Source organism: Actinomadura rugatobispora (assembly GCF_055379765.1).
The window spans coordinates 2530551-2544216 of sequence record NZ_AP029191.1 but is presented as its reverse complement, the minus strand read 5'-3'; the positions used below and the strand labels follow the sequence as shown (position 1 = coordinate 2544216).

The window sequence follows — 13666 nt, the reverse complement described above, 5'->3', positions numbered from 1 at the left end:
TCGCGAAGCGATGTCGCGCTCGCCAAGGCCCGGTTAGGTGCGAGCCGCCAGGCGAGTGCCGTGGGCCGGGACTAGAGACACAGCCGCCAGGCGAGCGCCGTAGGCCGGGACTAAATAGAGCACGGGCGGTGGAGCCAGGACAGGAGGTCGGGGGAGGCCATGGTCTCCACGCGTTCGCGGTAGTGGGCCAGTTCTTCGCCAGCCAGCAGGGCGCGGCCCGAGCCGGAGGTGCCCTTGCGGAAGAACGCGCGGTTGTCGGTCAGGGCCTTGGCCGCCTTGGGGACCAGCAGGTCGGCGCGGGCGCGCATGTGCTTGAACGTGGCCGCCTCCACGAGGGCGGGCCAGGTTCGGTCGGGGACGCTGATTCCCAGGCGGCCGGCCAGGCGGCGCATCTCGTGGTCGAGGTCGAGGGACAGGTCTTCGTAGTGGACGAGCACCACGTTGGGTTCGTCGCGGCGCTCCCAGGCGTCGGAGAGGTGCCAGACGAGGCGCTGGAGCGAGTCGGGCTGCCAGTCGTCGCGGTCGACCCAGGACAGCACCCATTCGCGCACGGGCGGGATCCGGGGGCGCTCGCCGGCCGGCAGCCCCTCGAAGTGGTGGTAGCGGGAGACCGCCACGTCGAGCGGGTGCCGGGCGACGACGATGTAGGTGACCTCGGGGGCCAGCGGCAGCCCGTCGAGCGGGGTGTGGGTCTTGATGAAGCGGCGGTGCTCCTGGGCGGCCAGCGAGGCGTACACCTCGTCGGCCGGGGTGACGAGCTGGTCCAGCCAGGGGGACAGCTCCGCGAGCGGGGCCGGCAGCTCGGGGGTCTGGAAGACCAGGAGCGCACAGATCATCTGGGTCCAGGTCGTGCCGCTCTTGTGCGCCGTGCTGACGACGATGTCGCCCGGGCGGAACGGGAAGCCGAGCCACCGGGTGCTGTCGTCCTCGGGGGTGCGGTAGACCATCGCGGGCTTGCGCATGGTTCCTCCCGCTCAGAAGTCCGGCAGGGCTTCGATCAGGCTGAGGGCGTACGGCAGCTCGATCACCCGGTTGGGGCGCAGTCCCGCCTTGCCGAGCAGGGCGAGGTACTCGTCCTCGCCGCGTTCGCGGGCGCCGTCGTAGAGCGCCAGCATCCGCATGTCCAGGTCCTTGCCCAGGTGGGGACGGTCGTCCTCGGGCAGGAGGATGTCCAGCAGCAGCGCCCGGCCGTGGTCGGGCATGACCTCGCGCATGTTGGTCAGGATGCGCAGGGCGCCGTCGTCGTCCCAGTTGTGGACGATGTTGGAGAGGATGTAGGCGTCCGCCGCGGGGACCGAGGTGAAGAAGTCGCCGGCGACCAGCTCGCAGCGGTCGGCGACGCCCTGGTCGGCGAGGAAGCCGGCGGCCCGGGCGACGACCGGTTCGAGTTCGAACAGGAGACCGCGCAGGTTCGGAGCGGCCCGCAGGATCGTCGCGAGCACGGTGCCCACGCCGCCGCCCAGGTCGGCGATGACGCCGATCCCGGAGAAGTCGTACTCGGCGACGACGGCCTCGGCGATGGAACGGGACCGGGTCGACATGTGGGCGTCGAAGTGGTGCCGGGCCTCGGGGTGCTGCTCCAGATAGCCGTACATCGTTCCGAAGCGGGTGGCGAACGGGGACCTGCCATCGCGGACCGCCTCGGCCAGGGAACCCATCGCCTCCAGGAAGTCCGGCGCCCCCTGCGGGATGACGACCGAACGCATCGAGCGCGGCACGTCGGTGCGCAGGGTCTCGCCCGCCGGGGTCAGGGCGTACCTGCCCAGGCCGTCCTCACCCGGGACGCTGCGTACGATGCCGAGACCCGCGGCGGTGCGCAGCAGACGGCTCAGGGCCAGGCGGTCGCCGCCGCAGCGTTCGGCGAGCGTGTCGACCGTCAGCGGGCCCGAACCTAACCGGTCCGCGAGTTCGAGGTCGACGAACGCGTACAGCGCGGAGAATCTCCACTGGCCGCGCAGCACTTCCCAGATCTGCGCGCGCGGGTCGTCGTCGTCGACGACGTTCTTGTCGCGCACGGTCGTGGTCTCGAGCACTTTCCGCCTCCTTCAGCGGGGGATGTCCTCCGGACGTCGCTCGACTCCGGACAAGAGCGGGAGCAGGTCAAGCGCGCGGCCGGGCGGGTCCCGCGCCGTTCGCGAGGGAGGGGGCGCGCCGGTGGGCGGGGGCGGGCGGGTCCGGGGCCTGGAAGCTCACGGTGATCTCCAGGCCCCCGCCGGGGCGCGGCTCCACGGTGATGCCGGCGTCGTGGGCGTCGGCGACGGCCCGCACGATCGGCATGCCCAGGCCGAGGCCGTCCTTGCGGGTGCGCTCGGCGCCGAGCCGCTCGAACGGGCGGAAGAGCCTGTCGACGGCGTCGGCGGGCACGACGGGGCCGGTGTTGACCACCGTCAGGACGGGGCGGCCGTCCCGGACCCCGGTGCCGACCCGGACGTGGCCGTCCGGGACGTTGTGGCGCAGCGCGTTGTCGACGAGGTTGACGATCAGGCGTTCGGCCAGCCGGGGGTCGCCCACCGCCGTCGCGGGCGAGAACCGCGTGCCGATCCGCAGGCCGCGCTGCTCGGCGTCTTCCTGCCGGATGATGACGACCTCCTCGGTCAGCCGCGCCAGGTCGAACGGCTCGCGGGCGCTGAGCCCGGCCTGCCCTCGGGCCAGGGTGAGCAGCGCCGCGATGAGCCGTTCCTGCTGCGCGCCCGCGGCGAGCACCCGCTCGTGGGCCTCCCGGAGCGTGTCGGCGGTGGCCCCGGGGTCGGACAGCGCGACCTGCGCGACGGTGCGCTGCCGGGCCAGCGGCGTGCGCAGCTCGTGCGAGGCGTTGGCGATGAACTGGCGCTGCGTCAGGAACGAGGACTCCAGCCGGGCGAGCAGCTCGTCGAAGGTGTCGCCGAGCTCCTTGAGCTCGTCGCGCGGGCCGTCGAGGGCGAGCCGTTCGTGCAGGTTGGTCGCCGAGATGTCGCGCGCCGCCGCGGTGATCGTCCGCAGCCGGTGCAGGATGCGTCCCGCCACGATCCAGCCCAGCCCGATCGAGATCACCGTCATGATCCCCAGGGCGATGCCGGACTGGATGATCAGCTGGTGCATCTGCTCCTCGTGCTGCCGTTTGGCGAGGAGCTCGGCCGTCCTGGCGTCGGCCATCGGCTGCTCGGCGGCCGGGTTCGGGTCGACGCCCTCGAGCTGCCCGCTCTGGCTCTGGCGGCCCTCCGGGACCGGCGGGTACCCCTGCGGCGGCTCGGGGGAGCCGACCATCGCGTTGACGCTGTTGTCCTTGCCCTTGTAGATGTAGCCGTCGGCCGTGGCGTGGTCCATCAGCACGTACGTGATCGCCAGCAGCGCGGTCCCGCAGACGAGGAACAGGGCGCCGTACAGCAGGGTGAGGCGGAGCCGGACGGTGCGGTTGGGCAGGCGGAGCCGCGACGTGCGCGCGGCGGCCCGTGCCGCGTGCCGAGCGGACGGCCGTCCCTGGGCGGCGGGCCGCTCCTGGGCGGGGGGTTCTTCCCGGGCGGCGGGCTGGTGCGAGCGCATGGCGGCCTCAGATCCGGTATCCGGACTTGGCGACGGTCTCGATGACCGGCGGGTCGCCCAGCTTGGCGCGCAGCCGGCTCATGGTGACCTTGACGGTCTTGGTGAACGGATCGGCGGCCTCGTCCCAGACCCGTTCCAGCAGCTCCTCGGAGGAGACGGTACGGCCCTTGGAGGCGATCAGCAGCTCCAGGACGCCGAACTCCTTGGGGGCCAGCTCGAGCGGCCGCGACCCGCGGTGGGCGCGGCGCCGGGCCGTGTCCACGACGATGTCGCCGTGCTCGAGCACCGGCGGGACCATCGGGTGGGCGCGGCGCGCGAGCGCGCCGATCCGCGCGACCAGCACCGGGAAGTCGAAGGGCTTGGGCAGGTAGTCGTCGGCGCCGATGCCCAGCCCGTCGACCATGTCCTCGGCGGTGGCGGCCGCGGTGAGCATGAGCACCCGGCTGCGGCACTGGGCGGCGATCAGCTCGCCGCAGATCTCGTCGCCGTGCAGGCCGGGCAGGTCGCGGTCGAGCACGACCACGTCGTAGTCGTTGAGCAGGGCGCGTTCGAGCCCGGCGGGGCCGTCGAGGGCGAGGTCGACGGCCATCCGGGCCCGGCGCAGGCCGGTGGCGACCGCCCGGCCCATCTCCTCGTCGTCTTCGATCACAAGAACACGCACTGCCGCTCCTCCCGATGGGGATCGAGGGCCCCCGTCTGAACAATTCGCGCAGTTGGACGGAAAGCCCCACGGCGCCGCGGGCCCACAGCCACAGGCGCCCGCGTGCCCACGGCGCCCCGCGCTGTCCCGCCTCTCCCATGATGCCCGGCGATGGGTTTCAGCGCGGTTTCGGTCAGACCCCGCAGGTTATTCCTGCCAGTCGGCTCCCCTGGCCGGGGCGGCCTTCAAGGTCACCGGCAGGCTGCTCATTCCGGACAGGAAGTTGGAATAGATGTGACGGCCGGGCCCGGTTTGTTCGATGTCGTCCACAAAGGTGCGCAGACCGTCCAGCATCGCGTTGATCTCGACGCGGCCGAGATGGGCGCCCAGGCAGAAATGGCGGCCGTAGCCGAGGGACAGATGCTTGTTGGGGGAGCGGGACAGGTCGAACCGGTCGGGTTCGGAAAAGGCTCTTTCATCCCGGTTGGCGGAGGTGAACCACAGGGTGACGAGGTCTCCGGAGGCGATCGTGCGCTCGCCCACGGGGACGTCGACGAGGGCCGAACGCCCGAAATGCATGGTCGGCGTGGTCCAGCGGAGCACCTCCTCCCCCGCGCTCTCCACGGTCACCTCGCGGTTCTTCAGGGCCCGCCACTGGTCGGGGTTCTCGACCAGGGCCCGCACGGCGCCGATCATCGACAGCCGGCTGGTCTCGTCCCCGCCCATGATCAGGCTGTAGCAGTTGAGGACGATGTCGTCGTCGCCGAGCCGCCGGCCCCCCACCTCGGCGGTCGCCATGAGGCTGATCGGGTCGGTGCCGGGGCGGCGGCGGCGCTGCCGGAGCAGGTCGGTGAAGTACAGCAGGATCTCGCCGCGCGCCATCCGGTCGACGTCGGATCCGGGCGACTCGTAGTCCGAGGCCAGCGCGGACTTGGTGAGGCGGAGCACCTCCCGCCGGTCGGAGACGGGGACGGCGAGCAGGTCGCAGATCGTCTCCAGCGGGATGACGGACGCGATGTCCTTGGCGAAGTCGCATTCGCCGCGCTCGGCGGCCTCGGTCAGCAGCGTCCTGACCAGCCCGCGGACCCGCAGCGTCACGTCCTTCAGGGCGCGGGGCGCGAAGGCCTGCAGGAGAAGGCTGCGCAGGTCGGTGTGGTGCCGGCCGTCGGTGACCGCGAGCATCCGGCCGGCCCCGGTGTCGCCGCCCTGCAGCATCGTGGCCAGCACGTTCCCGCGCTCGGAGGTGAAGCGCTCGTCGTCGCGGAGGATCCGCGCGACGTCGTCGTGGCGGCTGATCACCCAGAAGCCCGGCCGCCCGGCGGCCGCCGGATGCCGGTACACCGGCTCCTCGGCCCGGAGCCGCCGCCAGACCTCGATCATGTCGTGGTCCAGATGGCTCTTCGGGTCCACCAGGTCCGGGACCGCGATCTGCTGGGCAGTCATGCGAGAACCAACTCCTTCGGCTGCGGGCGGGACGCGCGAATCGACGCGCGGAGACAATGTGCGAACGGCATGGGCGCGGAGTGCCATTCGCCGCGGTCACTTACTGCGGCTGATCAGCGCAAACCGGCGGGGTCCATCCGATTTTTCACCGTACCGGACCGGTTTCGCGTTCTCAAGGGAGTGCCCGCGCCGCCGCGAATGGCGAATTTGGACAGTCGCGGAAAGAGGCGCGTTCATGCATGGTGGGCTGGGCGGAAAAAGAAGTTTCGGTCACGCGGCGCCGCTTCGCGGGGTCGCCGGATAGCACACATCACGGTGTCAAAGCCACCCGCCGACGGGTTCCGCTCTGATACCTCGCCGAAACCCCCTGGCCCGTAGAACGGGCCCCATCGAGGTTCAGCCTTGGCCGAGGGCATGGAAAAGGAGCTGCACATGGACGCGAGCACAGAACACGACGGCGGCCGGGAGGCCCGGCCGCGCGCACGTCGGCGCCGTGCCTGGCCGGTGACCGGCTCGCTGGTCACCGGGGCGGCGGCCCTCGCCCTGCTGGTGGGCGGTTGCGGGGGAGACCCGGAGGGCGAGGGCAAGGAAGTGGCGAACGTCGGCCCCAGCGGCGGATCGTCCGCGCCGGCCAACCAGGGCGCGGGCCCCGGGGTGTCCAAGGACGAGGTCAAGAAGATGGCGCTGGCCTACTCCCAGTGCATGCGCAAGAACGGCATCACCGAGTTCCCCGACCCCGACTCCAACGGCGGGCTCTCGATCGACGCGCAGAAGGTCCAGCAGTTCTCGCCGCAGTTCAAGAAGGCCGACGCGGCGTGCAAGTCGCTGCTGCCCGCGCCCCCGGCCGGCGGCGTCCCCGAGAACCGTGCCGCGGGCCTCAAGTACGCCAAGTGCATGCGGGAGAACGGTGTCCCGAAGTTCCCGGACCCCAAGCCCGGCGGCGGCATCGGCATCGATGGCGACAAGCTCGGCGTCGACCCGGCCGGACCGGTGTTCAAGAACGCCGAGAAGAAGTGCCAGCAGCACCTCGCCGGCGGCGGAAAGGGCGACACGCAGGGCAGCGGCCCCGGCGGCCCCTGATGGTGGACGACGGCCCCTCTCCGAGATTCGCCGGGCACCCCGGCCCGAAGGTTCGTGGAACGAATCGACCCCGGGCCCGGTGAGCGAACCGCGCCGTGTGCCGCGCGACGAACCGCGATCTTGAACCCTTTCCAGCCTGGCAGGCGGCGGACCGGCACCGCCAGGCTGGGGAGGGTTCGCTCCGTGCCGCCGTGGCGGCGTTTCCTCATGTCCGATACCTGCGCGGGCAGTTCGCGGCGAAGCCGAGCGGAACGAAACTGTTCCGAAACCGCCGGTCCCGTAAAACCTACTTAGAGCGCCTCAGTGCGACTTCGAGCACGACCCGGCATGCGGATGAGGAGTTGCCATGGAAAGCGGTGGTGAGTCGTGAACGCACTTCCCACATCATTGCAGAATGACGCCGACAAACCGGTCGAACCGTCGGCCGCGCAGCGCCGCCGGCGCCGCCGGGTCGTGCTGCCCGCCGTGGTGGTCGTCGTGGCCGGGCTGGGCATCGCCTACGTGATCACCGGTCCGCTCGACGACGGCAAGGCCGGGGACACCGGCAGCGTGGCCCCCACCGGCACGGCGACGATCACGAAGGGCCGGCTGTCCGCCCGTACCTCGGTGAACGGCACGCTGTCCTTCGCCGGCTCCTACCAGGCGATCAACCAGGGGTCCGGGACGTACACCAAGCTGCCGAAGACCGGCAGGGTGTACCGGCAGGGCGAGGTGCTGTACCGGGTCGACGGCAAGCCGGTGATCTTCCTCGAGGGCGCGTCCTCCCCGTTCTACCGGGACCTGAAGCGCGGCCTGTCGGGCACCGACGTGCGCCAGCTCAACGCGGCGCTGGTCGCGCTGGGCCACACCGCGGGCGGCTATCTCGACCCGCGCTCCAAGTACTTCGGCTGGGCCACCGAGGACGCGCTGCAGGATCTTCAGGACGACCTCGGCCTCGACGACACCGGGACGCTGACCAGGAGGCAGGCGGTGTTCCTGCCCAAGGACAAGGTCAGGATCACCTCGGTGCCCGTGACCTCCGGCACCGCCGCCAAGGCGGGCGAGGTCGTGGTCAAGGCCGGCTCGACCGAGCGCACGGTGACCGTCGCGGTGGACGCGGCCATGCAGTCGCAGGTCAAGGAAGGCGACAACGTGACGATCACGCTGCCGAACATGAAGAGCACCCCCGGCGTGGTCACGTCGGTGGGCACGGTCGCCAAGAAGACCTCGACCGGCGGCGCCACCATCACCGTGCGCATCAGGCCGACGGACGAGAAGGCCACCGGCACGCTCGACCAGGCCCCGGTGGGGGTGTCGATCGTCACCGAGAGCGTCGAGGACGTCCTGGCGGTCCCGGTGAACGCCCTGCTCGCCCTGCTCAACGGCGGCTACGGCGTCGAACTGGTCGAGGCGAACGGCGCGCGCCGCATCGTCCCGGTGACGCTGGGCCTGTTCGACAACACCAGCGGCACGGTCCAGGTCAGCGGCAAGGACCTGGCCGCCGGCCGGCGCGTCGTGGTGCCTGCGTCATGATCGGCGGGAAGGCCGCGGCGCCGACGATGCCGGACCCGGCCGGCGTGACCGGCGGCGGCGACGACCGGGCGGTCCTGCAACTGGACTCGGTGAGCAAGCTGTATCCGGCGGCGGAGCCCGTGGTGGCCCTGGCCGGGGTGAGCTTCACCATCCAGCGCGGCGAACTCATCGCGATCGTGGGCCCCTCGGGTTCGGGCAAGTCGACCCTGCTGCACGTGATGGGCACGCTCGACCGCCCCACCTCCGGCGTCGTGCGCATCACCGGCATGGACGTCGCGCGGATGAGCGACCGCGACCTGGCCTCGCTGCGGGCGACCACGATCGGCTTCGTGTTCCAGCAGTTCTTCCTGGCGCAGCATTCCACGGCGCTGGAGAACGTGGCGGACGGCCTCCTCTACGCGGGCGTGAACCGCGCGGCGCGCCGCGCGGCGGCCGCCGAGGCGCTCCACCGCGTGGGGCTGTCGCACCGGGCCGACTTCCTGCCGTCCAAGCTGTCCGGTGGCGAACGGCAGCGGGTGGCGATCGCCCGCGCCCTGGTCGGACGGCCCGCCCTGGTCCTGGCCGACGAGCCCACCGGCAACCTCGACAGCAAGACCGCCGAGTCCATCTACGGGCTGCTGACCGACCTCAACGCCGAGGGCGCCACCATCGTCGTGATCACGCACGACCGCGACCTGGCCGCCCGGCTGCCCCGCCGCATCGAGGTCCTGGACGGCCGCATCGTCAACGACGTCCGCCACCCCGCGGCACCTGACAACGAGGCCCGAGCGGACGCGCCCACGGCGCTCCGGGCCGACCGCACCGAAAGGCCGCACCCGTGACCGTCATCGCTCCGCGCCGGATGCAGCCGGCCGACCTGGCCCGGGTCGCCAGCGTCGGGTTGCGCACCCGGCGGATGCGCGCGGCTTTGTCGGCCCTCGGCATCGCCATCGGCGTGGCGTCCATCGTCGCCGTGCTCGGCCTGTCCGCCTCGTCCCAGGCGGGGCTGCTGGCCGAGATCGACCGGCTGGGCACCAACATGCTGACCGTCAGCACCGGCAAGGACCTGTCGGGCAAGGAGGTCCCGCTGCCCAAGACCGCACCCGGCATGATCGCCCGGATCGGGCCGGTGGAGCAGGTGCAGAGCACCGGGGCGACGAAGGCCAAGGTCTACCGTTCGCCGCTGGTGCCCGCCGTCAACACCAACGCGCTCACCGTACGGGCGGCGACCCTGCAACTGCCCGAGGCCGTACGCACGACCGTGCTGCGCGGCCGCTACCTGAACGCCGCCACCGCGACGCAGCCGGTGGCCGTGCTCGGATCCAGCGCGGCGCAGCGGCTCGGCATCGACCGTGTCCGCGCCGGGCAGCGGATCTGGCTCGGCGACCAGTGGTTCTATGTCGCGGGCATCCTCGGACCGGCCAAGCTGGCACCCGAGATCGACTCCTCCGTGCTGGTCGGCTTCAAGGCGGCCGAGCAGTACCTCGGCTTCGACGGTCATCCGACCACCATCTACGCACGGTCGCAGACCGACCAGGTGGACAACGTGCACGCCGTCCTGGCGGCGACCGCCAACCCGCAGTTCCCCGGCCAGGTCACGGTCAGCAACCCCTCGGAGGCGCTCGTCGCCCGGGCCGCCGCCGAGTCGGCCCTCAACGGCCTGTTCCTGGGGCTCGGCGCGGTCGCCCTGCTGGTCGGCGGAGTCGGCGTCGCCAACACGATGATCATCTCGGTCCTGGAACGCCGCTCCGAGATCGGCCTGCGCCGCGCGCTCGGCGCCACCCGAGGACATATCCGCACCCAGTTCCTGAGCGAGTCCATCCTCCTGGCCGGCCTCGGCGGCGCGGTCGGCGTCGCCTGCGGGGTGCTGGCCACGGTCGTCTACGCCTCCGCCAAGGACTGGGCCGTGGTGATCCCGCCCACGGCCTGGGGCGGCGGAGTGGCGGCGGCCGTGGCGATCGGCGGCGTCGCCGGCCTCCTGCCCGCCCTGCGCGCGGCCCGGATGCAGCCCACCGAAGCCCTGCGAACGGTCTGAGGGAGCACCATGCCCATCGTCAACGGCATCAACTACGAAGAGTACGGCGCCGGCGACCCCGTCGTGCTCCTCGCCGGCACCGGAGCCCCGGGCCGGGTCTGGCGCACCCACCAGGTCCCCGCCCTGATCAAGGCCGGCTTCCGCGCGATCACCGTGGACAACCGCGGCATCCCGCCGTCCGAGATCTCCGCGGAGGGCTTCACCCTGGCCGACATGGTCGCCGACACCATCGGCCTGATCGAGCACCTCCGCCCGTCCCCCTGCCGCCTGGTCGGCTTCTCCATGGGCGCGATCATCGCCCAGGAACTCCTGACCACCCGTTCCGACCTGGTGAGCCAGGCGGTCCTGATGGCCACCCGAGGCCGGACCGACGCCCTCAGCGCCGCCGCCTCCCACGCCGAACTGGAACTCCTGGACAGCGGCGTCAAGCTGCCCCCTCGCTACGAGGCGGTCGTCAACGTGGTCCGCGGCTTCTCCCGCCGCACCCTGAACGACGAGCGCCTCGTCCGCGACTGGCTGGACATCTTCGAGATGTCCCCGATCAGCACCATGCTCAGCCGTTCACAGCTCTCGATCGACACCATCCCCAACCGCCTGGAGCGCTACCGGACGATCGAGTCCGCCTGCCTGGTCATGGGCTTCACCGACGACCTCATGGCCCCGCCCCACCTGGCCCGCGAGGTGGCCGACCACATCCCGGGCGGCACGTACCGGGAGATCGCACACTGCGGCCACTACGGCCAGCTGGAGCAACCCGAAGCCGTGAACGCGGCCATCCTCGACTTCTTCCGTCCCTGACCAGGAAGGACTTCTTCCGGATGGCGATGGCTTCACCGCGCCGACGCTGCCGTGGTGGCATCATTCCGGCATGGGCAGAGCCGACAGCGACGAGGCGTACGTCATCGGTCTGTGCAGCGAGGTCCTGGGTGAGCAGGCCGTGACCCAGCACCGGTTCGATTGGCTGCTGGGCGACCCGACCGCTGACGGTCGAAGGGCCAGGCTCCCTGTCGATGGCTACTGGCCGGGCCGCGGGCTCGTGGTCGAGTACCGGGAGCTTCAGCATGACCGGCCCGTACCGCACTTCGACAAGCCCGACAGGTTGACCATCAGCGGAGTGCACCGTGGCCGGCAGCGGGCGATCTACGATTCCCGGCGCGACACCGGGATCCCGGCGCACGGCCTTCGGCTGGTGGTGATCCGCCCGTCGGATCTGGACGCCGACAGCCGGGGCCGACTGCGCCGCGCCCGGGCATCCGACCTGGCGACGGTACGCGCACTCCTCGCCTACGACAGCGACGAGGACCGGGTCGTCCACGTCTTTCGCACGTGGCTGGTCGCTCAGGGCTGGAGACCGGTGACGCCGACCGACCGGTGGACCGATCTGGAGGCCACCCGCGGCCAGGAGCGGCTGGTCTGCGAAGCCAAGGGGCGTACCGGCGAAAGAGGCATCGACACCGACATCGCCTACGGGCAGTTGCTGCGTCGCATGACCGATGAATCAGTATCCGTGAGTTACGTGCTCATCTTCCCATCGTCTTCACTGCAGGCGGCCAGGCGCGTCCCAGCCCACGTACGGCGCATGCTGCGGATCGAGCTGTACGAGGTGACCGATGACGATCGAGTGTGCCACCACCCCGCTCAAGCCACATTGCGGCGCTAGGTCACCAGGTCAGACGACCCGTTCCACGCGCACGCGGGGAACGCGGACACCGCGGTAACGCGATCAGATCGGGCAGAGCCCGTCGCTGATCCAGGCCTGCAACCAGATCGAGCTGGCATCGTGCCGGCGCCGCAGGTGATGAAGAGGCTGACGGAACTGCGGCAGCCGAACTTCGGCGGGGAGCCAGCGCGAATTCGACGTCGCCGGGTACGGGCGGAAGGCCGGCGGCATCACCAACGCGAGGGCCGACGGCAAGGTCAATGCCTGGCTCGGGGTGAAGCTTCTGACCACGGTGATCCCGGCGGCGGGCGGCCCGGGCAAGGCGTGGCTGGACGAGGAGAAGGCGTTCGACACCGGCGGCGTGACGGCCCCGAACAACTTCACCGCGCCGGTGGACGTCGCGCCAAGAACGCCTCTGCGTTCAAGAGCGAGATCCAGAACGGGCAGGCTCGTGGTCACCGGCACGAAGCCGTTCGGCCGCCGGACGTGTGGTACGGGCCGGCGCTGGAGGGATTGCGGAGTGAGTGATTACTGACTACGCTTCGGCTCAGGTCGGGTGTGGTGCCGGTCACAACATCGGGGCCACTCGCACTGTGGGAGTGACATGCGCATTCGTCATCGGTCCATGGCCACGCTCGCCGCGGTTTCGCTGGGCGCGACGGGGTGCGGCCCGGCCGGGGGGAGCGCGGCGGACGGCGACGGCCCGATCAAGCTGGGCATCATGGCGGGGCTGCAGACCAACTCCTACTCCCATCCCTGGGTGCCGCAGGGGGCCAAGATCGCGGCGGCGGCGGTCAACGACGCGGGCGGGATCGGCGGCCGCAAGGTGGAGATCGTCGTCTGCGACGACAAGGGCACCCCGCAGGGCGCCGCGCTGTGCGCGCAGAAGCTGCTGAGGCAGGACAAGGTCCTGATGATGGTCGGCAACGACGGCAACATGGAGGCGGGCCTCGTCCCGACGCTCAAGGCGACCAAGAGCATCTCGTGGGCCAGCCTGGGGTCGAGCCTGGATTCGCTGAAGAACGACCGGGTCTACGTGCTGCAGCCGGTGCTGGTGCAGTACTGGATCCTGCCGCAGATGCTCCCGCCGGCCACCAAGAAGGTCGCCTACGTCTCCTCGGACAGCGTCATCGCCCGGGAGAGCCAGAAGCGGGCGACCACCTACTACCCCAAGTCGATCTCGATCAGCTCGGTGACGCTGCCGGCGACCACCGCCGACTTCCAGCCCGCCTGCCTGAAGATCAAAGAGTCCGGCGCGGACACCGCCGTGCTCGCGATCAGCGCGGGCCAGAGCCCCATGCTGATCCAGACCTGCCACCAGATCGGGCTGACCGGGCTGCGCTGGGCGATCCCCAGCATCGAGGTGTCGCCGCAGCTGACGAAGACGCTGATGCAGTTGCGGCAGCCGAACCTCGGCGTCCTGGCCTACGGCGGGACCGTACGCAAGGACTTCGAGGCCGACGTCGCCAAGTACGGGCCGAAGGTGGGCGGCCTCACCAACCCCATCGCCGACGGCGTGATCAACGCCTGGCTCGGAGTGAAGCTGCTCACGAAGGTCGTCCCGGCGGCGGGCGGGCCGGACGCGGAGAAGATCAAGGCATGGCTGGACAAGCAGAAGGCCTTCGACACCATGGGCGCGACGGCTCCGATCGACTTCACCGCGACGCCGGTGCCCGCCATGCCGCGGATCAAGAACACCTCGGCGACCAGGGGCGAGTACCAGAACGGCAAGCCCGTGGTCACCGAGCCCAAGCCCTACACCATCAAGACCCCCTAGCCCCAATGCCGGGTAGTTAGG

General features: G+C 71.0%; 13 protein-coding genes. 7 read left to right on the top strand and 6 right to left on the bottom strand.

What is annotated here, in order from left to right; all coding sequences use genetic code 11:
• Positions 1–110: 110 nt before the first annotated feature.
• The 5 genes from ACZ466_RS10710 to ACZ466_RS10690 form a co-directional block, all read right to left on the bottom strand.
• Entirely contained in the window at positions 111–962 is an 852-nt protein-coding gene (locus tag ACZ466_RS10710; protein ID WP_378291882.1) for a sulfotransferase domain-containing protein, read from the bottom strand.
• Between the two features lie 12 nt (positions 963–974).
• Positions 975–2033: a methyltransferase gene (locus ACZ466_RS10705; protein WP_378291884.1), complete on the bottom strand. Its 1059-nt coding sequence runs from the start codon at positions 2031–2033 to the stop codon at positions 975–977.
• A gap of 67 nt (positions 2034–2100) precedes the next feature.
• Positions 2101–3519, bottom strand: coding sequence for a sensor histidine kinase (locus ACZ466_RS10700; protein WP_378291885.1), 1419 nt, complete (start codon positions 3517–3519; stop codon positions 2101–2103).
• Positions 3520–3526: 7 nt separating this feature from the next.
• Positions 3527–4180: a response regulator transcription factor gene (locus ACZ466_RS10695; protein WP_378291887.1), complete on the bottom strand. Its 654-nt coding sequence runs from the start codon at positions 4178–4180 to the stop codon at positions 3527–3529.
• Positions 4181–4366: 186 nt separating this feature from the next.
• The gene (locus tag ACZ466_RS10690; RefSeq protein WP_378291889.1) at positions 4367–5602 is read right to left on the bottom strand and encodes a cytochrome P450; all 1236 of its coding nucleotides are present in this window, start codon (positions 5600–5602) and stop codon (positions 4367–4369) included.
• A gap of 432 nt (positions 5603–6034) precedes the next feature.
• On the opposite strand from ACZ466_RS10690, the gene ACZ466_RS10685 reads away from it, so the two are divergent.
• The 6 genes from ACZ466_RS10685 (at position 6035) to ACZ466_RS10660 (ending at position 11868) form a co-directional block, all read left to right on the top strand.
• The gene (locus tag ACZ466_RS10685) at positions 6035–6682 is read left to right on the top strand and encodes a hypothetical protein (protein ID WP_378291892.1); all 648 of its coding nucleotides are present in this window, start codon (positions 6035–6037) and stop codon (positions 6680–6682) included.
• 366 nt (positions 6683–7048) lie between these two features.
• Positions 7049–8194, top strand: coding sequence for a peptidoglycan-binding protein (locus ACZ466_RS10680; RefSeq protein ID WP_378291894.1), 1146 nt, complete (start codon positions 7049–7051; stop codon positions 8192–8194).
• Positions 8191–9015, top strand: a complete 825-nt coding sequence (locus ACZ466_RS10675) for an ABC transporter ATP-binding protein (protein ID WP_378291896.1) — start codon at positions 8191–8193, stop codon at positions 9013–9015. Before ACZ466_RS10680 ends, ACZ466_RS10675 begins: the two co-directional genes overlap by 4 nt.
• Positions 9012–10208 (top strand): ABC transporter permease, encoded by a 1197-nt coding sequence (locus ACZ466_RS10670; RefSeq protein WP_378291898.1) that lies wholly within the window; start codon positions 9012–9014, stop codon positions 10206–10208. The genes ACZ466_RS10675 and ACZ466_RS10670 overlap by 4 nt, the downstream gene beginning before the upstream one ends.
• A gap of 9 nt (positions 10209–10217) precedes the next feature.
• A complete protein-coding gene (locus ACZ466_RS10665) occupies positions 10218–11006 on the top strand; it encodes an alpha/beta fold hydrolase (protein WP_378291900.1) in 789 nt (262 codons plus the stop codon).
• Positions 11007–11076: 70 nt separating this feature from the next.
• The gene (locus tag ACZ466_RS10660; protein WP_378291902.1) at positions 11077–11868 is read left to right on the top strand and encodes a hypothetical protein; all 792 of its coding nucleotides are present in this window, start codon (positions 11077–11079) and stop codon (positions 11866–11868) included.
• 63 nt (positions 11869–11931) lie between these two features.
• Here ACZ466_RS10660 and ACZ466_RS10655 read toward each other — a convergent pair whose 3' ends face one another.
• Positions 11932–12327, bottom strand: a complete 396-nt coding sequence (locus ACZ466_RS10655) for a hypothetical protein (RefSeq protein WP_378291904.1) — start codon at positions 12325–12327, stop codon at positions 11932–11934.
• Positions 12328–12472: 145 nt separating this feature from the next.
• On the opposite strand from ACZ466_RS10655, the gene ACZ466_RS10650 reads away from it, so the two are divergent.
• A complete protein-coding gene (locus tag ACZ466_RS10650; protein ID WP_378291906.1) occupies positions 12473–13645 on the top strand; it encodes an ABC transporter substrate-binding protein in 1173 nt (390 codons plus the stop codon).
• The last annotated feature ends 21 nt before the right edge of the window (positions 13646–13666 follow it).